General features: G+C 62.0%; 15 protein-coding genes and 4 tRNA genes. 15 read left to right on the top strand and 4 right to left on the bottom strand.

Going from position 1 to position 23,198, the window contains the following annotated elements:
- Nucleotides 1–96: 96 nt before the first annotated feature.
- From ACESMT_RS11805 to ACESMT_RS11755, 11 genes are all read left to right on the top strand, one after another.
- Nucleotides 97–1,254, top strand: a complete 1,158-nt coding sequence (locus tag ACESMT_RS11805) for an efflux RND transporter periplasmic adaptor subunit (protein WP_372826789.1) — start codon at nt 97–99, stop codon at nt 1,252–1,254.
- A gap of 7 nt (nt 1,255–1,261) precedes the next feature.
- Nucleotides 1,262–4,420: an efflux RND transporter permease subunit gene (locus ACESMT_RS11800; protein ID WP_372826788.1), complete on the top strand. Its 3,159-nt coding sequence runs from the start codon at nt 1,262–1,264 to the stop codon at nt 4,418–4,420.
- Between the two features lie 127 nt (nt 4,421–4,547).
- Nucleotides 4,548–4,634 (top strand) — tRNA-Leu (locus ACESMT_RS11795).
- Between the two features lie 89 nt (nt 4,635–4,723).
- Entirely contained in the window at nt 4,724–6,034 is a 1,311-nt protein-coding gene (tig, locus tag ACESMT_RS11790; protein WP_372826787.1) for a trigger factor, read from the top strand.
- A 114-nt stretch (nt 6,035–6,148) separates the two neighbouring features.
- On the top strand, nt 6,149–6,766 hold the full coding sequence (gene clpP / locus ACESMT_RS11785; protein ID WP_372826786.1) for an ATP-dependent Clp endopeptidase proteolytic subunit ClpP: 618 nt from the start codon (nt 6,149–6,151) through the stop codon (nt 6,764–6,766).
- A 126-nt stretch (nt 6,767–6,892) separates the two neighbouring features.
- Complete coding sequence (gene clpX, locus ACESMT_RS11780; protein WP_372826784.1) at nt 6,893–8,158, top strand: ATP-dependent Clp protease ATP-binding subunit ClpX; 1,266 nt, start codon at nt 6,893–6,895, stop codon at nt 8,156–8,158.
- A gap of 135 nt (nt 8,159–8,293) precedes the next feature.
- Nucleotides 8,294–10,723, top strand: coding sequence for an endopeptidase La (lon, locus tag ACESMT_RS11775; protein WP_372826783.1), 2,430 nt, complete (start codon nt 8,294–8,296; stop codon nt 10,721–10,723).
- Nucleotides 10,724–10,785: 62 nt separating this feature from the next.
- Nucleotides 10,786–10,861 (top strand) — tRNA-Gly (locus ACESMT_RS11770).
- Between the two features lie 103 nt (nt 10,862–10,964).
- Nucleotides 10,965–11,038, top strand: a tRNA-Cys gene (locus tag ACESMT_RS11765).
- 81 nt (nt 11,039–11,119) lie between these two features.
- Nucleotides 11,120–11,213: transfer RNA gene (locus ACESMT_RS11760), tRNA-Leu, on the top strand.
- 103 nt (nt 11,214–11,316) lie between these two features.
- Complete coding sequence (locus ACESMT_RS11755; RefSeq protein WP_372826782.1) at nt 11,317–11,955, top strand: DUF6806 family protein; 639 nt, start codon at nt 11,317–11,319, stop codon at nt 11,953–11,955.
- On the opposite strand, the gene ACESMT_RS11750 is transcribed toward ACESMT_RS11755, so the two are convergent.
- Nucleotides 11,952–12,587, bottom strand: a complete 636-nt coding sequence (locus ACESMT_RS11750; protein ID WP_372826780.1) for a TetR family transcriptional regulator — start codon at nt 12,585–12,587, stop codon at nt 11,952–11,954. The two genes, ACESMT_RS11755 and ACESMT_RS11750, sit on opposite strands and share 4 nt — an antisense overlap.
- Nucleotides 12,588–12,766: 179 nt before the next feature.
- Here ACESMT_RS11750 and ACESMT_RS11745 point away from each other — a divergent pair, with 179 nt between their 5' ends.
- From ACESMT_RS11745 to ACESMT_RS11735, 3 genes are read left to right on the top strand one after another with little or no spacing between them, the layout of a single operon-like run.
- Entirely contained in the window at nt 12,767–14,044 is a 1,278-nt protein-coding gene (locus ACESMT_RS11745; RefSeq protein WP_372826779.1) for an efflux RND transporter periplasmic adaptor subunit, read from the top strand.
- A 12-nt stretch (nt 14,045–14,056) separates the two neighbouring features.
- The gene (locus ACESMT_RS11740) at nt 14,057–17,236 is read left to right on the top strand and encodes an efflux RND transporter permease subunit (RefSeq protein ID WP_372826778.1); all 3,180 of its coding nucleotides are present in this window, start codon (nt 14,057–14,059) and stop codon (nt 17,234–17,236) included.
- On the top strand, nt 17,229–18,665 hold the full coding sequence (locus ACESMT_RS11735; protein ID WP_372826777.1) for an efflux transporter outer membrane subunit: 1,437 nt from the start codon (nt 17,229–17,231) through the stop codon (nt 18,663–18,665). Before ACESMT_RS11740 ends, ACESMT_RS11735 begins: the two co-directional genes overlap by 8 nt.
- A gap of 161 nt (nt 18,666–18,826) precedes the next feature.
- Here ACESMT_RS11735 and ACESMT_RS11730 read toward each other — a convergent pair whose 3' ends face one another.
- From ACESMT_RS11730 to ACESMT_RS11720, 3 genes are all read right to left on the bottom strand, one after another.
- Complete coding sequence (locus tag ACESMT_RS11730) at nt 18,827–19,465, bottom strand: alternative oxidase (protein WP_372826775.1); 639 nt, start codon at nt 19,463–19,465, stop codon at nt 18,827–18,829.
- Nucleotides 19,466–19,610: 145 nt separating this feature from the next.
- Nucleotides 19,611–20,438 carry a glutamate racemase gene (gene murI, locus ACESMT_RS11725; RefSeq protein ID WP_372826774.1) on the bottom strand — a complete coding sequence of 276 codons (828 nt, stop codon included), beginning with the start codon at nt 20,436–20,438 and terminating at the stop codon, nt 19,611–19,613.
- A gap of 188 nt (nt 20,439–20,626) precedes the next feature.
- Nucleotides 20,627–22,180 (bottom strand): fumarate hydratase, encoded by a 1,554-nt coding sequence (locus ACESMT_RS11720; RefSeq protein ID WP_372826773.1) that lies wholly within the window; start codon nt 22,178–22,180, stop codon nt 20,627–20,629.
- A gap of 92 nt (nt 22,181–22,272) precedes the next feature.
- On the opposite strand from ACESMT_RS11720, the gene ACESMT_RS11715 reads away from it, so the two are divergent.
- The coding region (locus ACESMT_RS11715; protein ID WP_372826772.1) for a class II fumarate hydratase at nt 22,273–23,198 on the top strand (926 nt) is incomplete at its 3' end.

Raw genomic sequence — 23,198 nt, 5'->3', positions numbered from 1 at the left:
CCCATGATTTATCCTAGATTACTAACCAGTCAGTCAGTAGTGTAGATTTTCCCCCTTGATTTCTGATTTCCCGTCACCGCTTTTGCCCTTCACATCATGAATAAAACCGCTTTTGCTGTTCTCAGCAGCGCCGTCCTGCTGGTCGCCTGTTCCAAGCCCGCACCGCCCGAGGAGCCGGTCCGTGCGGTCAAGGTGATCACGGTGGGAATGGACGCTTTCACGACCAGCCACGAGTTTGCCGGCGAGGTCAAAGCCCAGGTCGAGTCCCGGCTGGGGTTCCGGGTTGGCGGGAAAATCATCAAGCGGCAGGCCGAGCTTGGGCAGCATGTGAAAGCCGGCCAGGTGCTGGCCCAGCTGGACCCGCAGGACTACAGGCTGGCTGCCGATGCGGCGCGCGCCCAGGTGGCTGCCGCCGCGACCCAACGTGACCTGGCGGCGGCCGACTACGGGCGCTACAAGGAGCTCAAGGACCAGAACTTCATCAGCGGCGCCGAGCTGGAGCGCCGCGACACCACCCTGAAGGCGACGCAGGCCCAGCTGCGGCAGGCGCAGTCACAACTGGCGGTGCAGGGCAACCAGGCCAGTTATGCGGCGCTGGTGGCCAACGTCTCCGGTGTGGTGACGGCTGTCGAGGCCGAAGCCGGCCAGGTGGTGACCGCCGGTGCGCCGGTGCTGCGTATTGCCGCCGACGGCCCGCGCGACGCGGTGTTCTCGGTGCCGGAAGACAGGATCGGCGACATCAAGGTGGGCGCGCCTGTCAAGGTGCGGGTCTGGTCGCAGGCCGGCGAGCTGAACGGCAGGGTGCGTGAGGTGTCCGCCAGTGCCGACCCGGCCACACGCACCTACCCGGTGAAGGTGGCGCTGGACACGAAAGAGCCGCCGGTGCTGGGCGCGACGGTGTACGTGCAGCCGCAGGGCCTGGGCGCTACCGGCCTGCAGGTCATCAAGCTGCCGACCAGCGCGCTGCGCCAGGACGGCAAGGCCAGCGCCGTCTGGGTGCTGGACAAAACCACCATGACAGTGACATCGCAAACGGTCCAGATCGCCACGGCCGACGGCAACGAGGCGGTGATCGCCGCGGGCCTGCAGCCCGGCATGCTGGTGGTCAGCGCCGGGGTGCATGTGCTGTCCCCTGGCCAGAAGGTCACGATTTATCAGCCAAAAGTGGCTTTAGCCCCTGTCCCGCCTGCACAGACAGCTATCAATCCGATAGCGACGGCGGCGGCTGCGTCGGCCGCAGCGCCTCCGAAGTGAGGCAGGCATGAACCAGAAACAACCCAAAGACAGTTTCAACCTGTCCAAATGGGCGCTGGACCATCCGGCGCTGACGCGGTACCTGATGGTGGTGCTGATGCTGCTGGGTTTTGCGGCCTACTTCCAGCTTGGGCAGGACGAAGACCCGCCCTTTACTTTCCGCGCGATGGTGGTGCGCACCTACTGGCCGGGCGCCACGGCGCAGCAGATGGCCGAACAGGTGACCGACAAGATAGAGCGCACGCTGCAAGAGGTGCCGTATGCCGACAAGATCCGCAGCTACTCCAAACCAGGCGAGTCGCAGATCATTTTCCAGATCAAGGACTCGTCCAAAGCGGCTGATGTGGCAGGCGTCTGGTACGCCGTGCGCAAAAAGGTTGGCGATATGCGCGGCACCCTGCCTGGCGGGGTGGTCGGCCCGTTTTTCAACGACGACTTCGGAGATGTGTATGGCGTGATCTATGCGCTGCAGGCCGACGGCTTCAGCTACGCCGAGCTCAAGACCTTTGCCGACGACGCGCGCCAGCAGCTGCTTCGCGTGCCCGATGTCGCCAAGGTTGAGCAGTTTGGCGTGCAGGACGAAAAGCTCTACATCGAAATTTCGCAAAGACGCCTGGCGCAGTTAGGGCTCGATTTCAACCAGGTTCTGAGTCAGCTCGGCCAGCAAAACGCGGTGGAATCGGCCGGTGCCATCCAGACACCGCTGGACGTGGTGCAGGTGCGCGTCGCCGGGCAGTTTCAGGCGGTCGAGCAGCTGCGCGCCATGCCGATTCGCGGGAGCTCGGGCAACCAGCTGCGCCTGGGCGACATCGCAGAAATCAAGCGGGGCTATGTGGATCCGCCGTCCGTCAAGGTGCGCCACCAGGGGCGGGAGGTCATTGCGCTCGGCGTCTCCATGGCCAAGGGCGGCGACATCATCGCGCTGGGTAAGGCGCTGAAGAGGACCACCGCGCAGATTGGCAGCAGGTTGCCGGCGGGCATCGAGCTGGTGCAGATCCAGGACCAGCCCACCGCAGTGACGACCTCGGTCAATGAATTCGTGAAAGTGCTGATCGAAGCGGTGGCCATCGTGCTTGCCGTGAGTTTTATTGCGCTGGGTTTTCACCGACGGCCTGGCGAGCACCCGTTATGGAAGCGTTACTACATCGACATGCGGCCTGGCCTGGTGGTGGGCATCACGATTCCGCTGGTGTTGGCGTCGACCTTTCTGGCGATGAACTACTTTGGCATCGGCCTGCACAAGATATCGCTGGGTTCGCTGATCATCGCGCTCGGCTTGCTGGTGGACGACGCCATCATTGCGGTCGAGATGATGGTGCGCAAGATGGAAGAGGGCTACGACAAGGTGCGTGCCGCCACCTTTGCCTACGAGATCACCGCCATGCCGATGTTGACCGGCACGCTGATCACGGCGGTCGGCTTTTTACCGATCGGCATGGCGAAATCGACGGTGGGCGAATACACCTTCGCGATTTTCGCCGTCACCGTGATTGCACTGGTATTGAGCTGGATCGTGTCGGTGTACTTCGTGCCTTACCTGGGCACGCTGCTGCTCAAGGCCAAGCCGCTGCCGGAAGGCGCTGCAGCCGGCCACCAGGAGCACTTCGATACGCCGTTCTACAAGCTGTTCCGCCGCGCGGTGAACTGGTGTGTGCAGTACCGCTGGATCACCATAGGGGCCACGTTGCTGATACTTGCGCTGGGCATCGTGGGCATGGGCAAGGTGCAGCAGCAGTTCTTCCCGGATTCGAGCCGGCCCGAGATCATGGTGGATATCTGGTTTCCCGAAGGCACCTCGTTTGCCGCCAATGAGTTGACGGCCAAACGTGTCGAAGCGCGGCTGCTCCAGGAAGAGGGCGTCAGCTCGGTCAGCACCTGGGTGGGCTCGGGCGTGCCGCGTTTTTACCTGCCGCTGGACCAGATTTTCCCCCAGACCAATGTGTCGCAATTCATCGTGCTGCCCAAGGACCTGAAGGTGCGCGAGTCGCTGCGCGTCAAGTTGCCGGCGCTGCTGGCCCAGGAGTTTCCCGAGGTGCGCGGCCGCATCAAGCTGCTGCCCAACGGACCGCCCGTGCCTTACCCCGTGCAGTTTCGCGTGGTGGGCATTGACCCGCTGGTGCTGCGTGATCGCGCCGATGAGGTCAAGGCCGCGATGCGCGAAAGCCCCAACACGCGGGGCGTCAACGACAACTGGAACGAGTCGGTCAAGGTGCTGCGCCTGGAAGTGGACCAGTCCAAGGCGCGTGCGCTGGGGGTCACCAGCCAGTCGATTGCCCAGGCCTCCAGGACCATTCTTGCCGGCAGCACCGTCGGCCAGTTCCGCGAAGGCGACAAACTCATCGACATCGTGCTGCGCCAGCCTCTGGACGAACGCAACGCCATCACGGACATTGCCAACGCCTACCTGCCGACGGCTTCGGGCAAGTCGATTCCGCTCACGCAGATCGCCAAGCCGGTTTTTACCTGGGAGCCGGGTGTGATGTGGCGCGAGAACCGCGACTACGCCATCACGGTGCAAAGCGATATCGTCGAAGGCCTGCAGGGCGCGACGGTGACCAACGAGTTGTTGCCGGCCCTGAAAGCCATCGAAGCCAAATGGCACCAGAATGGCATGGGCGGCTACCGCATTCAGGTTGCCGGCGCCGTGGAAGAGAGCGCCAAAGGCCAAGGCGCGATCGGAGCGCAATTACCGGTAGCGGGCTTCATTATTTTGACCTTGCTAATGCTGCAGCTGCACAGCTTCAGCCGTTCGATGCTCGCTTTCATCACGGGCTTCATGGGCATCGCCGGTGTCGCGGGCGCGCTGTTGATCCTGAATCGGCCTATGGGCTTTGTAGCCGGACTCGGCATCGTGGCGCTGTTCGGCATGATCATTCGCAACTCGGTGATCCTGATCGACCAGATCGAACAGGACCGTGCGGCCGGGGTTCCGGCCTGGGACGCGATTGTGGAGTCGGCTGTGCGGCGCCTGCGCCCCATCGTGCTGACGGCCGCCGCCGCCGTGCTGGCCATGATTCCGCTGTCGCGCAGTGTGTTCTGGGGCCCGATGGCGGTCGCCATCATGGGCGGCCTGATCGTCGCCACGGTGCTGACCTTGCTGGCGCTGCCGGCGATGTACGCTGCATCGTTTCGCGTCAAACGCGAACCCCCTGTTTTGGCTGGATAGTCCCGAGGCTGCCGGTGGCGGGATCAGGGCGAGGCCGATACAGGCTAAAATAGAAAGTTGACCGATTTCAGGCGGGGGTCCACAAGCCGAAAAGCTGAGGATTCCCGTTTTTGTTTTTATTTCAGGCGCGCGGGTGGCGAAATTGGTAGACGCACCAGGTTTAGGTCCTGACGGTAGCAATACTGTGCGGGTTCGAGTCCCGCCCCGCGCACCACTGTTTGAGACTTTCAGGACGCTGGACGCAGTGCCCCCAGGGTTTTGCACCATCTGTCTTTACACATTTCTGGATATTAGGAGTAGATCATGGCCGTGACTGTTGAAACCCTTGAAAAGCTGGAACGCAAGATAACTTTGACCTTGCCCGTCAGCACCATCCAGTCCGAGGTTGACTCTCGCCTCAAACGCATGGCGCGCACCGTCAAGATGGACGGTTTCCGTCCCGGCAAGGTGCCCATGACCGTGGTGGCCCAGCGGTACGGCTATTCAGTGCATTACGAGGTCATGAACGACAAGGTTGGCGAAGCCTTCTCGGTGGCGGCCAATGAAGCCAAGCTGCGTGTGGCTGGCCAGCCACGCATCAGCGAAAAAGAAGGTGCGCCCGAGGGCGAGCTGGCGTTTGACGCGGTGTTCGAGGTCTATCCCGAAGTCAAAATCGGCGATCTGGCCAATGCAGAGGTTGAAAAGCTGACTTCTGAAGTCAGCGACGAAGCCATCGACAAAACCGTGGACATCCTGCGCAAGCAGCGCCGCACCTTCGCCCATCGCGCCATGGACGCTGCGGCCCAGGACGGTGACCGCGCCACCATCGACTTCGAAGGCAAGATCGACGGCGAACCGTTTGCCGGCGGCAAGGCTGAAGCCTTTCAGTTCCTGGTCGGCGAGGGTCAGATGCTCAAGGAGTTCGAAGACGCTGTGCGAGGCATGAAAAGCGGTGAAAGCAAGACCTTTCCCCTGAACTTCCCGGCCGACTACCACGGCAAGGACGTGGCCGGCAAGCAGGCTGACTTCATGGTCACGGTCAGGAAGATCGAGGCCGCGCACCTGCCCGACGTCAACGAGGCCCTGGCCAAGTCGCTGGGCATTGCCGACGCTACCGTTGAAGGCTTGCGTGCTGACATCAGGAAAAACCTGGAGCGCGAAGTCAAATTCCGCCTGCTTGCCCGCAACAAGAACGCCGTTATGGACGCACTGCTGGCCAACGCCGAACTGGACGTCCCGCAAGCCATTGTCCAGGCTGAACTGGAGCGCATGGTCGAAGGCGCCCGTGCCGACCTCAAGCAGCGCGGGATCAAGGACGCCGACAAGGCACCGATTCCTGATGACATCTTCCGCCCGCAAGCTGAAAAACGTGTGCGCCTGGGCCTGGTGGTGGCGGAGCTGACCCGCTCCAACGACCTGTTCCCCAAGGCTGAGCAGGTCAAGGCCCACGTCGAAGAGCTGGCGTCCAGCTATGAGAAGCCGCAGGACGTGGTGCGCTGGTACTTCGGTGACGAAAAACGCATGGCCGAAGTCGAGTCGGTGGTCATTGAAAACAACGTCACCGACTTTGTCATGGGCAAGGCCAAAATCGTCGAAAAATCCGTGCCTTTTGACGAGTTGATGGCACAGAACTAAAGCGCTGCCCGGGCCAACTGCGGTCGGTGACCAAAATTCTGGCGCAGGGGCTTGCGGCTACGGCTTCAAGCCCCATTTATTTTGGGTAAAGTAGGCCCACAAATTGGAGAACACATGATTTACAGCAGTGCGAAGGACATTCAGGGCCTCGGCATGGTGCCGATGGTGATCGAGCAGTCCGGCCGTGGCGAACGGTCTTACGACATTTACTCGCGTTTGCTCAAGGAGCGCGTGATTTTCCTGGTCGGACCGGTCAACGACCAGACCGCCAATCTGGTGGTGGCGCAGTTGCTCTTCCTGGAGAGCGAGAACCCCGACAAGGACATTTCCTTCTACATCAATTCCCCTGGCGGCTCGGTCACCGCCGGCATGGCGATCTACGACACCATGCAGTTCATCAAGCCCGATGTGTCCACGCTGTGCACAGGCATGGCCGCCAGCATGGGCGCTTTTCTGCTGGCCGCCGGGACCAAGGGCAAGCGGTTTTCGCTGCCCAACTCGCGCGTGATGATTCACCAGCCTTCGGGTGGCGCCCAGGGCCAGGCCACGGACATTGAAATCCACGCCCGCGACATCCTCAAGACGCGTGAGCAACTCAACCGCATCCTGGCCAACAACACCGGCCAGACGGTCGAGAAAATCGAGCGTGACACCGAGAGGGATTACTTCATGTTCGCCGACGAGGCCAAGGCCTATGGTGTGGTCGATGAAGTGATTTCCAAGCGGCTTTAGGCGTCGACGGGACAACCCTGTCGTTTCTGGCAGCGGTAACGGCGTTTTCTGTAACAGGAAACGCCGTTTCTATTTGGTTATCATTAGGCAATCATCCCTTCGGGGAACCTTAAAGGCATTCCATCAATGGCCGAAAAAAAAGGCTCTTCCAGCGAAAAGACCCTGTATTGCTCCTTCTGCGGCAAAAGCCAGCACGAAGTGAAAAAGCTGATCGCAGGGCCGTCGGTTTTCATCTGCGATGAATGCATCGACCTGTGCAATGAAATCATCCGTGATGAATTGCCCGCAGGCGACGATGTTCGCGAAACGCGTGGCGACCTGCCGACACCGCTGGAGATCAAGACCACGCTGGATGGTTATGTGATTGGTCAGGAGCCTGCCAAGCGCACCCTGGCCGTAGCGGTGTACAACCACTATAAACGGCTGCGCCACAAGGAAAAAGCCAAGAAGGACGAGGTCGAATTGACCAAAAGCAATATCTTGCTGATCGGCCCGACCGGCTCCGGCAAGACATTGCTGGCCCAGACCCTGGCGCGCACGCTCAACGTCCCCTTTGTGATGGCCGATGCCACCACCCTGACCGAAGCGGGTTATGTCGGCGAAGACGTTGAAAACATCATCCAGAAGCTGCTGCAAAGCTGCAACTATGAGGTTGAGCGCGCCCAGCAGGGCATTGTGTACATCGGCGAAATTGACAAGATTTCACGCAAATCCGACAACCCGTCCATCACGCGCGACGTATCCGGCGAAGGCGTGCAGCAGGCCCTGCTCAAGCTGATCGAGGGCACGATGGCCTCGGTTCCTCCCCAGGGCGGTCGCAAGCACCCGAACCAGGACTTCCTGCAGGTCGACACCACCAACATCCTGTTCATTTGCGGTGGGGCGTTTTCGGGGCTGGAAAAAGTCATTGAAAACCGCACCGAGGCCTCGGGCATCGGGTTTGGCGCCGCCGTCAAAAGCAAAAAAGCCCGCAGCCTGACCGAGTCTTTCAAGGACGTGGAGCCGGAAGATCTGATCAAGTTCGGCCTGATTCCCGAGCTTGTGGGTCGCATGCCGGTGGTCGCCACGCTGACCGAACTCACGGAAGATGCCCTTGTGCAGATTCTCACCGAGCCGAAAAACGCGGTGGTCAAGCAATTCAGCAAGCTGCTTTCCATGGAGGGGGTGGACCTTGAGATTCGCCCCTCGGCGCTCAAGGCCATTGCCCGCAAGGCACTGGCACGCAAGACCGGCGCCCGGGGCTTGCGCTCCATCCTGGAGCAGTCCCTGATCGACACCATGTTTGACCTGCCCAACACCATCAATGTGGAAAAGGTGGTAGTTGATGAATCGACCATCGAGGAAAACAAGCCACCGCTGCTGGTTTACAGAGAAGCCGCCAAGCAGGCCTGATGACGGTGCTGCCTGCCGGGTTGAAAAACCCGCCTGTGTGCCCCACGTTCGAGGTTATTGTTGTTGCCGAACCATGAAAGCCTGATACCCGTCCCGTTGCCAGGGCTTTCGTTCAAGGCTTACCTTTAAGGCTATATGTCCGCACAAACCACACTGCCCTCCACCCCGATTGACCTGCCGCTGCTTCCGCTGCGTGATGTGGTGGTGTTCCCCCACATGGTGATCCCCCTCTTTGTGGGCCGGCCAAAAAGCATCAAGGCGCTGGAGTCGGCGATGGAGGCCGAGCGCCGCATCATGCTGGTCGCCCAGAAAACCGCAGCCAAGGACGAACCTTCTGTCGAAGACATGTTCGAGGTCGGCTGCGTGGCCACCATTCTTCAGATGCTCAAACTGCCCGATGGCACCGTCAAGGTCCTGGTGGAAGGCCAGCAGCGTGCCAAGGTCAACAAGATCGAAGAGGGTGAGCTTCACTTTAGCGCCAACGTGACACCGGTGGCGCCGGAGGTGGCCACACCGGGCGACAAGACCAGCGAAGTCGAAGCCCTGCGCCGAGCAGTGATGCAGCAGTTTGACCACTACGTCAAACTCAACAAGAAGATACCGCCCGAAATCCTGACCTCGATCTCCAGCATCGACGACGCGGGGCGTCTCGCAGACACCATCGCCGCCCATTTGCCGCTCAAGCTCGACGCCAAGCAGGTCATCCTGGACCTGGACAAGGTCAAGATCCGCCTCGAAAACCTGTACGAGCAGCTCGAGCGCGAAGTGGACATCCTCAACGTCGACAAAAAAATCCGTGGCCGCGTCAAACGCCAGATGGAGAAGAACCAGCGCGATTTTTACCTCAACGAACAGGTCAAGGCCATCCAGAAGGAGCTCGGTGAAGGCGAAGAGGGTGCCGACATCGAAGAGATCGAGAAAAAGATCAAGGCCGCCAAGATGCCGCAGGAAGCCCGCAAGAAGGCCGAAGGCGAGTTGAAAAAACTCAAGCTGATGTCGCCGATGTCGGCCGAAGCGACCGTGGTACGTACCTACATCGATGTGTTGACCGGCTTGCCATGGAGCAAGAAAACCAAGATCAAGCACGACCTCGCCAATGCCGAGAAGGTGCTCGACGAAGACCACTACGGCCTGGAGAAGGTCAAGGACCGCATTGTTGAGTACCTCGCAGTACAGCAGCGTGTGGACAAACTGAAAGCGCCGATTCTTTGCCTGGTGGGCCCTCCGGGGGTCGGCAAAACATCTCTGGGTCAGTCGATTGCCAAAGCCACTGGCCGGAAATATGTGCGCATGGCGCTGGGTGGCATGCGGGACGAAGCCGAAATCCGTGGCCACCGGCGCACCTATATCGGCGCGTTGCCGGGCAAGGTGTTGCAAAGCCTGACCAAGGCCGGCACACGCAACCCGCTGTTCCTGCTCGACGAGATCGACAAGCTTGGTACCGACTTTCGCGGTGATCCTTCCAGCGCCTTGCTCGAAGTGCTGGACCCCGAGCAAAACCACACGTTTGGCGACCATTACGTGGAGGTCGATTTCGACCTGAGCGACGTGATGTTCGTGGCGACGTCCAATTCGATGAACATTCCCGCAGCTTTGCTGGACCGCATGGAAGTGATCCGACTGTCGGGCTACACGGAGGACGAGAAAACCGGCATCGCCATGCGTTACCTGCTGCCCAAGCAGCTCAAGAACAACGGCGTCAAGGACGGCGAACTCGAGATCCAGGAGCAGGCGGTCCGCGACATCGTGCGTTATTACACGCGCGAAGCCGGTGTGCGTTCGCTCGAGCGTGAGCTTTCCAAAATCTGCCGCAAGGTGGTCAAGGGCATCCAGCTGAAAAAAATGGAACCCAAGGTCATCGTGGCCGCCGACAACCTCAACGATTACCTCGGTGTGCGCAAGTTTGACTATGGTCGTGCCGAGAACCACAACCAGGTCGGTCAGGTCGTAGGTCTGGCCTGGACGGAAGTAGGCGGCGACCTGCTGACCATTGAGGCAGCCATGATGCCTGGCAAGGGCGTGATCACACGCACCGGTTCACTGGGCGACGTGATGAAAGAATCGGTGGAAGCTGCACGCACCGTGGTGCGTAGCCGTGCGCGCGTGCTGGGCATCAAGGACGAGATGTTCGAAAAGCGCGACATCCATGTCCACGTGCCCGATGGCGCCACCCCCAAGGACGGCCCGAGCGCCGGCGCGGCGATGACCACGGCGTTTGTTTCCGCGATCACCGGCATTGCGGTGCGCGGCGACGTGGCCATGACCGGCGAGATCACGCTGCGCGGCGAGGTCACGGCCATTGGTGGCCTCAAGGAAAAGTTGCTCGCTGCATTGCGTGGCGGCATCAAGACGGTGATCATCCCGGAAGAAAATGCCAAGGACTTGCAGGAGATCCCCGAGAACGTGAAAAATGGTCTCGAGATCGTTCCGGTCAAATGGATTGACCAGGTGCTGCAGATCGCGTTGGTGCGCCAGCCCGTGCCCTTGCCTGAGGACGAGCCGCCGGTGGCTGCCGCTGCTGCGCCAGTCCCTGCAGTGGAAGCGGCCGGCAGCATCACGCATTGAGCAAATTTTCGTCGTCTCTTCAAAACGCGCAAAAAAATGCGCTATAATTGGAGGCTGTAATCGCGGGAGTAGCTCAGTTGGTAGAGCGCAACCTTGCCAAGGTTGAGGTCGAGAGTTCGAGACTCTTCTCCCGCTCCAATTCAAAAGGGCAGCACGTCAAAATGCTGTCCTTTTTCTTTGGTGGTGACTGACAAAAGCGGTCGGTGGAATCCAAAAGATTTTCCTGATCCAGACAGATGACGGCGCGGTAACAAAGCGGTTATGTACCGGATTGCAAATCCGGCTAGCCCGGTTCGACTCCGGGCCGCGCCTCCAGAAAATCGCGTTTGCATTCTTTTCGTTCAGGCCTCGTCAGTCGATCTGATGAGGCTTTTTTGTTTCACAATAGACAACCCTGCCCGGGTGGTGAAATTGGTAGACACATCGGACTTAAAATCCGCCGCTTTCCTGCATAAGGGGCGTACCGGTTCGATTCCGGTCCCGGGCACCACGATTTTTTCTGAGGTTTGCCAACCTTCACATCACCGGCGCCCCCGTCCATGGCCTTGCAGTGGCCATCTCCTTTCGGGCGCCAACTGGTTAAGATAGATTCCATGGCCCGCTACAACACACCTCCTTTTGAAATCCACGTGCACGGCGAAGTGCCCTTGCGCGATGATGTTGCTTTTGAACAGTTGCAGGATGCGCTCAAACCGCTTTGGGCGTACGCCGGTGCCAAATCGCTGGCGGATGGCGCAGCCAGCGTGTACGAGGAAGAGCCGGGTATACGTTTCGATGCGCACCAGCATCTGCTGCAGCTGTGCTGGACGGTTCCCGGTGACGAGGATTTCCGGCAGGTGCTCGATGAGGTCTGCATGGCCCTCAACGAGATGGCCCTGAGCGGCGCACCCATCGAGGTCACGTTTTACGACGCGGACTTTGACGAGGATGAAGAGCGCGAAGGCGAAGAAGCAAGAGACGACTTTGCCATGTATTTTGTGGGCCCCACACCGGCCGCGATCATGCAGGTGCAGCGCGACCTGCTGGTGCAGGACATGATCGGCTTGATGGAGCGCCATTTTGATGCCACCGAGCTCGGCGATGTGGTGGCGGCTGTTGACAAGCTGTTCGAGCAGCGTTTCGAGACGCTGGTCAACTCCATGCAGCTCGGCCGGCCGCCCCGCGGCTTGGGCGGCTCCCAGGGGGGCTCAGGCCACGGCGGCGGCGGGCGTAAACCGCGCCATTTGCACTAGCGGGTTCCGCCCCCGGGCCTGAGGCCCAGGCCGCGTAGATAAACCGCCATCACCTCCTGGCCCACCGCGACCAGGTCGAAAATCGCGCTGTCGAGCAGCCAGTTCTGGATCAGGCCGTCAATGATGGCGTGCAGGCCTTCCGCCGCCGTGGCAGCAGGCATGGCCAATTCCACGGATTGCCACGTGGCTGCCGCTTGCAGGCCGCGCTCCACCTGCGACAGGAATTCGTGGCGTGCTTTCAGGTGCCGCAGCCGGACAGCCTGCAGTTCATCGACATATTCCACCTTGTGGGTCGCCACTTCAAACACCCGGCGTGTCTGCGGGTCGGTCGAAACACGCAGCAACGCGTCGCGCACGCCACCACACAAGCGTATCAGCGGGTCGCTATGGGTGTCCCGCCCAGCGTCCTGGAAGGATTGCTCCAGCGGCAGCGTGACCCTTTCCATCATGGCGTTAAAGAGGTCAGCCTTGTCCCGGAAATGCCAGTAAATGGCGCCGCGGCTGGTGCCCGCCTGTCTGGCAATGTCGTTGAGCGACGTGCGCGACACCCCTTGGTCCTGAAACAGCAATTCCGCTGCGTCGAGCAGGCTGTGGCGGGTGGCCAAGGCGTCTTCTTTGGTGCGGCGAGCCAAAATTTCTTACCTGTGATTTAATTTTGTAAAGGGCTTCGAATATACATTCAAAAATGTATGTAAAATTCGAGCTCCGAAAAAAATCCCCTGGTTATCTCCAAAAAAGCCTGTGGTTTTGGGCAAGCCTTGCCTTCTGAGCGGCTTTCCTTTCTGCACCATTCACCATCCAAGGAAGCAGCATGCCTACGTCGAGCCTGATTCAGCCCTTTTCACTCGCTGAACGACTGCTGGGGCATCCCCGCCATCCCCTCCTGCTGCTGGCCGCCGTGCTGGCCGCACTGATGCTGGCAGCTTGCGGCAAAGGGGGCAATGGCGCTGCGGGCGCGGGCTCTGCGCCGCCACCTGCCGAAGTCGGTGTGGTGACGGTCGGCCTGGGGGACGTTGGCCTGGTGACGGAGCTGCCTGGCCGGCTGGAAGCCTCGCGGGTGGCGCAGGTCCGGGCGCGTGCGGCCGGCATTTTGCAAAAAAGGCTTTTTCGCGAAGGCAGCGACGTCAAGGTCGGGCAGCCGCTTTTCACCATTGACTCGGCGCCTTACGCGGCTCAGGTGGCCAGCGCCAAGGCAGGCCAGTCCCGGGCCGAGGCCAACCTGACCCAGGCGACGGCTTTGGCCGGGCGCTACAAAAATCTGGTTGAAGCCAATGCTGTCAGCAAGCAGGAGTATGCCAATGCCGTTGCCGCACAAAAGCAGGCCGAAGCTGATGTCGCCTTGGGCAAGGCCAACGTGCAAAGCGCCAGCATCAACCTGGGCTACGCTTCCGTGGCAGCGCCGATTTCCGGCCGCATAGGCCGCGCGCTGGTCACCGAGGGCGCCTTGGTCGGGCAGGGGGACGCCACCCAGCTGGCCGTGATCCAGCAGATCAACCCGATGTATGTCAACTTCACGCAGTCGGCGTCTGAAGTGATGAAGCTGCGCAATGGCCTCGAAAGCGGCCAGTTCAAACGTGCCGCCGGCAACCAGGCTGCCAGCGTGCGCGTCGTGCTGGAAGACGGCAGCGAATACGCCAAAACCGGCCGCCTTCTGTTTTCCGACCTCACGGTCGACGCCACCACCGGCCAGATCACCCTGCGCGCCGAGGTGCCCAACCCGACCGGCGACTTGCTGCCAGGCCTGTATGTGCGCGTGCGGCTTGAGCAGGCACAGGCCATCAATGCGCTCACCTTGCCGCAGCAGGCGGTGACGCGCAGCGCGCAGGGCGACACGGTGATGGTGGTGGGGGATGACAACAAGGTCACGCCGCGCACCATCAGGATCGGTTCGGCCAAAGGCAACGCCTGGGTGGTGCTGGACGGCCTGAAGACTGGCGAAAAAGTCATGGTTGATGGCTTTCAGAAACTACGGCCTGGCGCCACCGTCAAGCCGGTGCCGTGGCAGCCGGCAGCGGCCAGACCTGCCGGCGCAGCGTCGGCAGCAGCAGCCTCCGCGCCTGCAGCGGCCGCTTCAGCGGCGGCGAAATAAGGAGCCCGCTGCATGGCCAAGTTTTTTATCGACAGGCCCATCTTTGCCTGGGTGATCGCGCTGTTCATCATGGTGATGGGCGCGGTGTCCATCACGCAGTTGCCGGTCGCCCAGTACCCGCCGGTGGCTCCGCCGGCCATCGTCATCACCACCGCCTATCCCGGCGCCTCAGCCCAGACGCTGGAGGACAGTGTGTTGTCCGTGATCGAGCGCGAGATGAACGGTTCGCCCGGCCTGATCTACATGGAGTCGGTGGCCCAGGCCAATGGCACCGGCAGCATCACCATCAGTTTCGAGCCGGGTACCAACGCCGACCTGGCGCAGGTGGATGTGCAAAACCGCCTGTCGCGCGCCGCGCCGCGCCTGCCGCAGGCGGTGACCCAGCAGGGCGTGCGGGTGGACAAGTCACGCTCGAACTTTTTGCTGTTCACCATGCTGTCATCCAGCAACCCCGCGATTGACCCGATTGCGCTGGGCGATTACGCGTCGCGCACCGTGGTGCCCGAACTGCAGCGCCTGACCGGTATCGGCCAGGCCCAGCTGTTCGGCTCCGAGCGCGCCATGCGCGTGTGGATAGACCCGGCCAAACTCGCCGGTTTAAACCTGTCTTCCGCCGACGTCACCAATGCCATCCGCGCGCAAAACGCGCAGGTGGCTTCGGGCACCATCGGCGACCTGCCCAACGTGGGCGGCCAGGGCATTGCCGCGACGGTGGTGGTCAATGGCCAGCTGGCCAATGTCGAGCAGTTCGGAAATATTGTCCTGCGGGCCAATACCGACGGATCGACCGTGCGGCTCAAGGACGTGGCACGGCTGGAGCTGGGCGGCCAGACTTATGCCACATCGGCGCGGCTCAACGGTCAGCCCGCAGTCGGTATTGGTGTGCAGTTGTCTCCCAGTGGCAACGCGCTGGCTTCGGTCAAGGCAGTTCGCCAGAAAATGGCCGACCTGGAGCGTTATTTCCCGCAGGGCGTGAGCTGGAGCATTCCTTACGACAGCTCGCGTTTTGTGCAGATATCGATTTCGCAGGTGGCCGTGACGCTGCTGGAAGCGGTGGCGCTGGTGTTCCTGGTGATGTTTCTGTTTCTGCAGAACTGGCGCTATACCGTCATTCCGACCATCGTGGTGCCGATTTCCCTGCTGGGCACCTTCGGCACCTTGCTGGCGCTGGGCTTTTCCATCAATGTGCTGACCATGTTCGGCATGGTGCTGGTGATCGGCATTGTGGTCGATGATGCCATTGTGGTGGTTGAAAACGTCGAGCGCATCATGAGCGAGGAGGGCCTGCCGCCGCTGGAGGCCACACGCAAGGCGATGAAGCAGATTTCAGGCGCCATCATTGGCGTGACGGTGGTGCTGATCTCGGTGTTTGTACCGCTGGCGTTCTTTGCCGGTTCCACCGGCAACATTTACCGGCAGTTCTCGGCGGTGATGGTCGCGTCGATTTCATTTTCGGCGTTCATGGCGCTGTCGCTGACGCCGGCCCTGTGCGCGACACTGCTCAGGCCGGTGGAGGCAGGGCACCAACACGCAAAACGGGGGTTCTTCGGCTGGTTCAACCGCGGATTCTCGCGGACCGCCAAGAGCTACGAAAGCATGGTCGCCCGCATCCTCAAACGTGCCGCGCGTTACCTTATCATTTATGCCGTCATCATCGGCGCGGTAGCCGTGGTCTACATGCGTCTGCCCACATCTTTCCTGCCTGGCGAAGACCAGGGCAACATCCTGGTGAACGTGCAGTTGCCGCCTGGCGCGACGCAGGACCGCACGCTGGCCGTGATGCAGCAGGTCGAGGCCTACATCCTCAAACAACCGGAAGTGCAGAGCATGGTGGGTGTGCTGGGCTTCAGCTTTTCCGGCCAGGGCCAGAATGCGGCGCTGGCTTTTGTCACGCTCAAGGACTGGTCCGAGCGTGACGGCGAGGGGCAGTCGGCGCAAGCGCTGGCGGGCCGGGCTTTTGGCGCGCTTTCGGGCATCCGCGATGCGTCCATCTTTCCGCTGAGCCCTCCGGCAATTCGCGAGCTTGGCTCTGCCAGCGGTTTTACCTTCCGCTTGCAGGACCGCGGCGGCGCCGGTCACGATGCGTTGCTTGCCGCGCGCAACCAGATGCTGGGCATGGCCGCCAAAAGCCCGGTGCTGACACAGGTCCGGCCCGACGGGCTGGAGGACAGCCCGCAGTTGCAGATCGACATTGACCGTGACAAGGCCAGCGCGCTGGGCGTGTCTTTCGACATGATCAATGCGACCTTGTCGACAGCGCTGGGTTCGAGTTACGTGAACGACTTTCCCAACCAGGGGCGGCTTCAGCGTGTGGTGGTGCAGGCCGATGCGCCTGCGCGCATGCAACCCGACGACCTGCTGCGGCTCAATGCGAGCAACAGCCAGGGGCGGCCCGTACCCCTGTCAGCGTTTGCGTCCACCCGTTGGATGAACGGCCCGCAGCAGACCATCCGTTACAACGGTTATCCGGCCATGCGTATTTCGGGGTCTGCTGCACCGGGCTACAGTTCCGGGGCCGCGATGGCGGAGATGGAGAACCTGGCCGCCAGGCTGCCGGCGGGGTTTGGTTTCGAGTGGACCGGCCAGTCGCGCGAGGAAAAACTGGCCGGATCGCAAGCGCTGATTCTTTACGGGTTTGCCATCTTGGCTGTTTTCCTGTGCCTGGCAGCGCTCTACGAGAGCTGGTCCATTCCACTGGCGGTGATCATGGTGGTGCCGTTGGGCGTGATCGGTGTGCTGCTGGCAACACTGCTGCGTGCCTACTCGAACGACGTTTATTTTCAGGTGGGGCTGATCACCATCATCGGCCTGTCGGCGAAAAACGCGATCCTGATCATCGAGTTTGCCAAAGACCTGGAGGCACAGGGGAAAAGTGCGATTGAATCGGCGCTGGCTGCCGCTCATCTGCGCTTCCGCCCCATCGTCATGACCTCGCTGGCTTTCATGATGGGCGTATTGCCGCTGGCGATTGCCACGGGCGCCGGCTCGGCCAGCCAACGCGCCATTGGTACCGGCGTGATCGGCGGAATGATCACCGGAACCGCTCTGGCGGTGTTTTTTGTGCCCGTGTTTTTTGTCGTGGTACGCGGCTTGTTCAAGAGCAGCGAGCGCCAGAAGAGGATGTACGCTGAACATGCCCATGCGGCCGGCATCGACGGAGACGATAGTCATGAAGGCAAACCCCATGCGTAAAACAGCACTGGCCCAAATCCTGTCGATAGGCGTCGTGGCGGTGCTGACCGGCTGCTCCATGGCGCCCACCTACGAGCGACCCGAGTCCCCTGTTGCCACGGATTGGCCTGGTTTGCGGCTGTCCCGGTCGCTTGCAGGCGCGCCGCTGGTCGCATCCGCCTCGGTGCAGACCGTGGCTGCCGCCGACATCGAGTGGCAGAGCTTTTTCAGCGACCCGAAACTGCGGCGACTGATCGAGGCGTCACTGCGCAACAACCGCGACCTGCGCATTGCCGTGCTCAACATCGAGCAGGCCCGGGCCCAATTCCAGATCCGCCGTGCTGACCAGTTTCCGAGTGTGGGCGCAGCGGCGACCGGCTCGCGCCAGCCCAGTTCCAGCGTCTACACTGCGGGGCTGGCGCTGACCTCGTACGAGATTGATTTTTTCGGCCGTGTCGCCAGCCTCAAGGACGCTGCGCTGGCGCAGTACCTGGCGAGCGAAGAAGGGCGCAAGACGACACAAATCAGCCTGATTGCTGCGGTGGCCAACACCTACCTGAGCCTGCTGGCCGATGAGGAACTGCTGGCGATCACGGAGCAGACCCTGGCAACGCGCGAGGAATCCTTCAAGCTCAGCCAGCTGCGTTTTGACAATGGCATCACCTCCGAGCTCGACCTGCGCCAGGCCGAGTCGCTCGCGCAAACCGCCCGGATCAGCCTGGCGCAGCTGCAGCGGCAACGCGCGCAGGACACAAACCTGCTGACGCTTTTGCTGGGTCAGCCCCTCGCCGGTGAACTGGCTGCCGCCTTGCCGCAGGGTCAAGCGCTGGCCGATGCGCCCGTGATGGTTGATGTGCCTGCCGGCCTGCCTTCGGACCTGCTGACCAAGCGCCCCGACATCCGCCAGGCCGAGCAGCAACTGCTGGCCGCCAACGCCAACATAGGCGCTGCGCGCGCCGCGTTTTTCCCGCGTATTTCACTGACGGCTTCAGCTGGCAGTGTCAGCACCCACCTGTCGGGCCTGTTCGAAAGCGGTACCTATGGCTGGACGCTGGCGCCGCAATTGTTCCTGCCGCTGTTCGACGCTGGCCGCAACCGGGCCGGATTGGCGACGGCCAATGTCGGGCGAGACATTGCCGTGGCGCAGTACGAAAAAGCCATCCAGACCGCATTCCGCGAAGTCGCCGATGCGCTGGCCGGCCGAGCCACGCTGGGCGAGCAGTTGCGCGCCCAGCAGGCCCAGGCCCGTGCTGAAGACGTGCGCTTCAACCTGTCGGACTTGCGTTACCAGAACGGCATTGCCAGTCAGCTCGATGTGCTCGATGCCCAGCGCTCGCAATTTGCCGCGCGCCAGGCGGTGGTGCAGACCCGGCTGCTGCAGCTGCAAAACCAGGTGACGCTGTACAAGACCCTGGGCGGCGGCTGGAAAGAGTCCGCAGTTACGCCTTAGGAGCCTGCGCGGCAGAAGGATCGTCGGCTACAAAGCGGCCGCGCCGGTCCATTTTTCACCGGCTTTTTGTCCCATAGCTACGGCTATGGACCTGCAAATCCAGCAAAAACTGTCCCCGCCGGGGCCACTTTTCGCTTTAACGCCTTCTGCGGCGCAGACTCCTAGCTTTTGAGTGGCGTGCGTCCGGCGCCGAGCTGATCGGCAAAGTTGTGGTTGACGTCGCGGTGGCCCGCCTCATCGTCACGCACCACGAGGATCACGTCGCGCAGGCGCGCATCGGGTGCCAGCTTCCAGTAGTCGATGGCAATCTGCGGAGCTGCCACATTCTCGTAGCGCCCAGCGTCGATGCCTTCCAGGTACTCGGTGTAGCTGTAAACCGCTTCCTCCTCGAAGTAGCCGACCAGCCGGTGCGCGGTGCGGGGCGACACGAGGTAAAGCAGAAAAAACAGGTTGTAGAAAATACCTTGCGCCAGCATGACCATCCAGCGCTCGAGTATGCTGGGCCTGGCGATGTGCACAAAGGTCATCAGGTGCATACGCTCGTTCTCGGCTTCGTCGAGTAGCTGGCGTATCCAGCCCTCGTCGTCCTTCATGCTGCGCAGCGACTTCAAATGGATCAAGGCGCCGCCCACCATGCCGGGCACGGCCGCGACCGTCTCCAGCACCACCGCGCGGTTGCCGTAACGCCCGGCAAAAAAAGTGTCCGCCAGAAAGCGCAGGAAGCGGGTGGTGCGCCAGGCGAAGCGGTCTGAAAAATCCGCCTGTGCGTGATGGGTGGGTGGCTGGGGCGAGGGGGTCATGGGGACTATCCTGCAAAGATGGGCAGCGCCTGAAGGCATGCCGGGTGAGGCCCAGTGTGCGCCCTCTTTGCCGACGATGTGCAGGCTTGAAAAAGAAAGGCATGTTTTTGTGCTCCAGCCCTTGTGGGACGGGCGCAAGAAGCTATTATAAAGATAGCAACTGAGCCTCGCCCTCAAAATTCAGCCAATGTTTCGCCGCTGCTTGCAGATGTTGCGGCTGGCTGGTGCTGAGCAGTCGGACGCCGCCTGGCGTTGCGCCCCGCGCCGTGCTTGCCGCCGGGCCGCTCAGCAGCCGCCGTGTCTGACGCGCCACCGCCTCGCCTGTGGCGATGAACTGCACATCGGGTCCCAACAGGCTGCGCAGGGCTTTGGCGGCAAACGGGTAATGGGTGCAGCCCAGCACCAGCGTGTCGATCTCCCCGGATTTTGAGCCAAATTGGCCCATAGCCCTTGTGTGACGGTAGCAAGCAGCTATCAATTCAGTAGTATCACTGTCCCGCTGCACGTTCCGCTCGATGGCGTCAGCCAACCCGTCGCAGGGTTGCAGGACGAAATCCGCCTGAGCGGATAGAGGCTCCAGCAACTGCCAGAACCTGGCGCTCGCCAGCGTGCCCCGGGTCGCCATGACGCCGATGCGCCGGGTCCGGCTGATCGCGGTCGCCGGCCTCAGCGCGGGCTCCACCCCAATGATGGGCAGGGCAGGGTGTTCTGCGCGAAGGGTGTCGATGGCCGCCGCCGTGGCCGTGTTGCAGGCAACCACCAGCGCATCGATGCCTTGGTGGAGCAACTGGGCGGTGAGGGCCCGCGCGCGGGAAAGCACAAAGGCGTCATCCCGCTCGCCATAGGGCGCGTGACCGCTGTCGGCGATATAGATGAAGTCCTGCTGCGGCATCTCGGCGCGCAACGCTTGCAGGATGCTCAGGCCGCCGATGCCGCTGTCGAAAATGCCAACTGAGCTCCCACGGTCGTTCACTGCGTGTCCCTCCTGAGGCTTTGCCGGCCGCCGCTCGCCAGAGCCTTCACTTATGTCACGTGTCCAAACCGGCCCGGAGCTGCGGGCTCCAGCCCCCCCGGGGGGGCCGCTGCGCCTGCAGACAAGCGAAGCCAGATCTGCGGCCACCGCCTGAAGGGACGGGTATCACGCTCGCTGCGGCTGAGCGCTCAAGCCGCCGCTACCGCAATGCCCTTGAACTCGCCAGTGGCGATTTTCTTTTGCCACTCGGACGGGCCGGTGATGTGGACGCTTGTACCGCCCGAATCCACCGCCACGGTCACCGGCATGTCCACTACGTCAAACTCGTAAATCGCTTCCATGCCCATGTCGGCAAAGCCGACCACTTGGGCATGTTTGATGGCCTTGGACACCAGGTAGGCCGCGCCGCCCACGGCCATCAGGTAGGCGCTCTGGTGTTTCTTGATGGCTTCGATGGCCACCGGGCCACGTTCAGCCTTGCCGATCATTGCGATCAGGCCGGTTTCGGCCAGCATCATCTCGGTGAAGCCGTCCATGCGGGTCGAGGTGGTCGGACCGGCCGGGCCGACGGCTTCGCCGGCCACCGGGTCCACCGGGCCCACGTAATAAATCACGCGGTTGGTAAAGTCCACCGGCAACTTTTCACCCTTGGCCAGCATGCCCTGGATGCGTTTGTGCGCGGCGTCGCGGCCGGTCAGCATCTTGCCGCTGAGCAGCAAGGTGTCGCCGGGCTTCCAGCTCGCGACCTCGGCCTTGGTGAGTGTGTTGAGGTCGACCTTTTTGCTCTTCTGGTAGTCGGGCGCCCAGTTGACGTTGGGCCAGAGGTCCAGCGATGGCGGGTCGAGGTAAACCGGGCCGCTGCCGTCCATCACAAAGTGGGCATGGCGCGTCGCGGCGCAGTTCGGGATCATGGCCACCGGCTTGCTCGCCGCGTGGGTGGGGTACATCTGAATTTTCACGTCAAGCACGGTGGTCAGGCCGCCCAGGCCCTGTGCGCCTATGCCCAGCGCGTTGACTTTCTCGAACAGCTCGAGCCGCAGCGCCTCAACCTTGCTGAGTTCTGCGCCGGACGCTGACTTGGCCTGCAGCTCGTACATGTCCAAGTCATCCATCAGGCTTTCCTTGGCCATCAGCACGGCTTTTTCGGCGGTGCCGCCTATGCCTATGCCCAGCATGCCGGGCGGGCACCAGCCAGCGCCCATGGTTGGCACGGTCTTGAGCACCCAGTCGACGATGGAATCGCCGGGGTTGAGCATGGCCATCTTGCTTTTGTTCTCACTGCCGCCGCCCTTGGCCGCGACCGTGATGTCCAGTTTGTCGCCCGGGACGATCTCGGTAAAGATCACCGCCGGCGTGTTGTCCTTGGTGTTTTTGCGGTCGAAGTGCGGGTCGGCCACGACCGAGGCGCGCAGGGTGTTGCCCTCGTGGTTGTAGCCGCGCCGCACACCTTCGTTGATTGCGTCGTCGATGCTGCCAGTGAAACCTTCCCAGCGCACGTCCATGCCGACCTTGAGGAACACGTTGACGATGCCGGTGTCCTGGCAGATGGGGCGGTGGCCGGTGGCGCTCATCTTGCTGTTGGTCAGGATCTGCGCAATCGCGTCCTTCGCGGCCGGGCTTTGCTCGCGCTCGTAGGCGCGCGCCAGATGCGCGATGTAGTCGGCGGGGTGGTAGTAGCTGATGAACTGCAGGGCAGCGGCGACGGATTCGATCAGGTCGGCTTGTTGGATGTGGGTGGTCATGGTCAGGTGATTCGTGGGGATGGGCTTTTCAGGGGCCCGCCCGTGTGCTACGGTAGGTGCCAACCCCGTATTTTGACAGGTAAGCCTCCATCATGACGACACGCACCGAACGCGACAGCTTTGGCCCGATCAACGTCCCAGCGGACAAGTTGTGGGGCGCGCAGACGCAGCGTTCGCTGCAAAACTTCGACATCTCGGGTGAGTTGCAGCCGCGCGAGATCATCCGCGCGCTGGCGCAGGTCAAGCGCGCCTCGGCCAGTGTCAACCTGGCGCTCGGCCTGCTGGATCAGAACAAGGCGCAGGCCATCATCGCCGCCGCCGATGAAGTGATTGCCGGCAACCATGCGGGCGAGTTTCCGCTGGTGGTCTGGCAAACCGGCTCGGGCACGCAGACCAACATGAACCTCAACGAGGTGCTGGCCAACCGCGCCAGCGAGTTGCTGGGCGGCGAGCGCGGCGAGTCCCGCCTGGTGCACCCCAATGACGATGTGAACCGCAGCCAGTCGTCCAACGATGTGTTTCCCACCGCCATGCATGTGGCGGCGGTGGACGCCATCACGCACAGGCTGCTGCCAGCCATCGGCAAGCTGCGCAGCACGTTGGCGCAGAAGGCGCAGGACTTTGAGCGCATCGTCAAGATCGGCCGCACCCATCTGCAGGACGCGACGCCGCTGACCTTGGGACAGGAGTTCTCCGGCTATGTGGCGCAGCTTGAGCAGGGTGAAAAACACCTGCGCGCGGCGCTGCCGCATTTGTGCGAGCTGGCGCTGGGCGGTACGGCCGTCGGCACCGGACTGAACGCGCCCCAAGGTTACGCGGCGCAGTCAGCGGCCGAACTGGCACGGCTGACCGGTCTGCCGTTTGTCACGGCGCCCAACAAGTTCGAGGCCCTGGCGGCCTGCGATGCACTGGTCCATGCCCATGGTGCGCTCAAGACACTGGCCGCCAGCCTGATGAAAATCGCCAACGATGTGCGCTGGCTCGCCAGTGGGCCGCGCAGCGGCATTGGCGAGCTGTC

Origin of the sequence: Polaromonas sp. (assembly GCF_041689105.1) — a bacterium.
Taxonomy (GTDB): domain Bacteria; phylum Pseudomonadota; class Gammaproteobacteria; order Burkholderiales; family Burkholderiaceae_C; genus Polaromonas.
The sequence above is the reverse complement of the archived record's forward strand: the minus strand, read 5'-3'. Positions and strand labels throughout refer to the sequence as shown.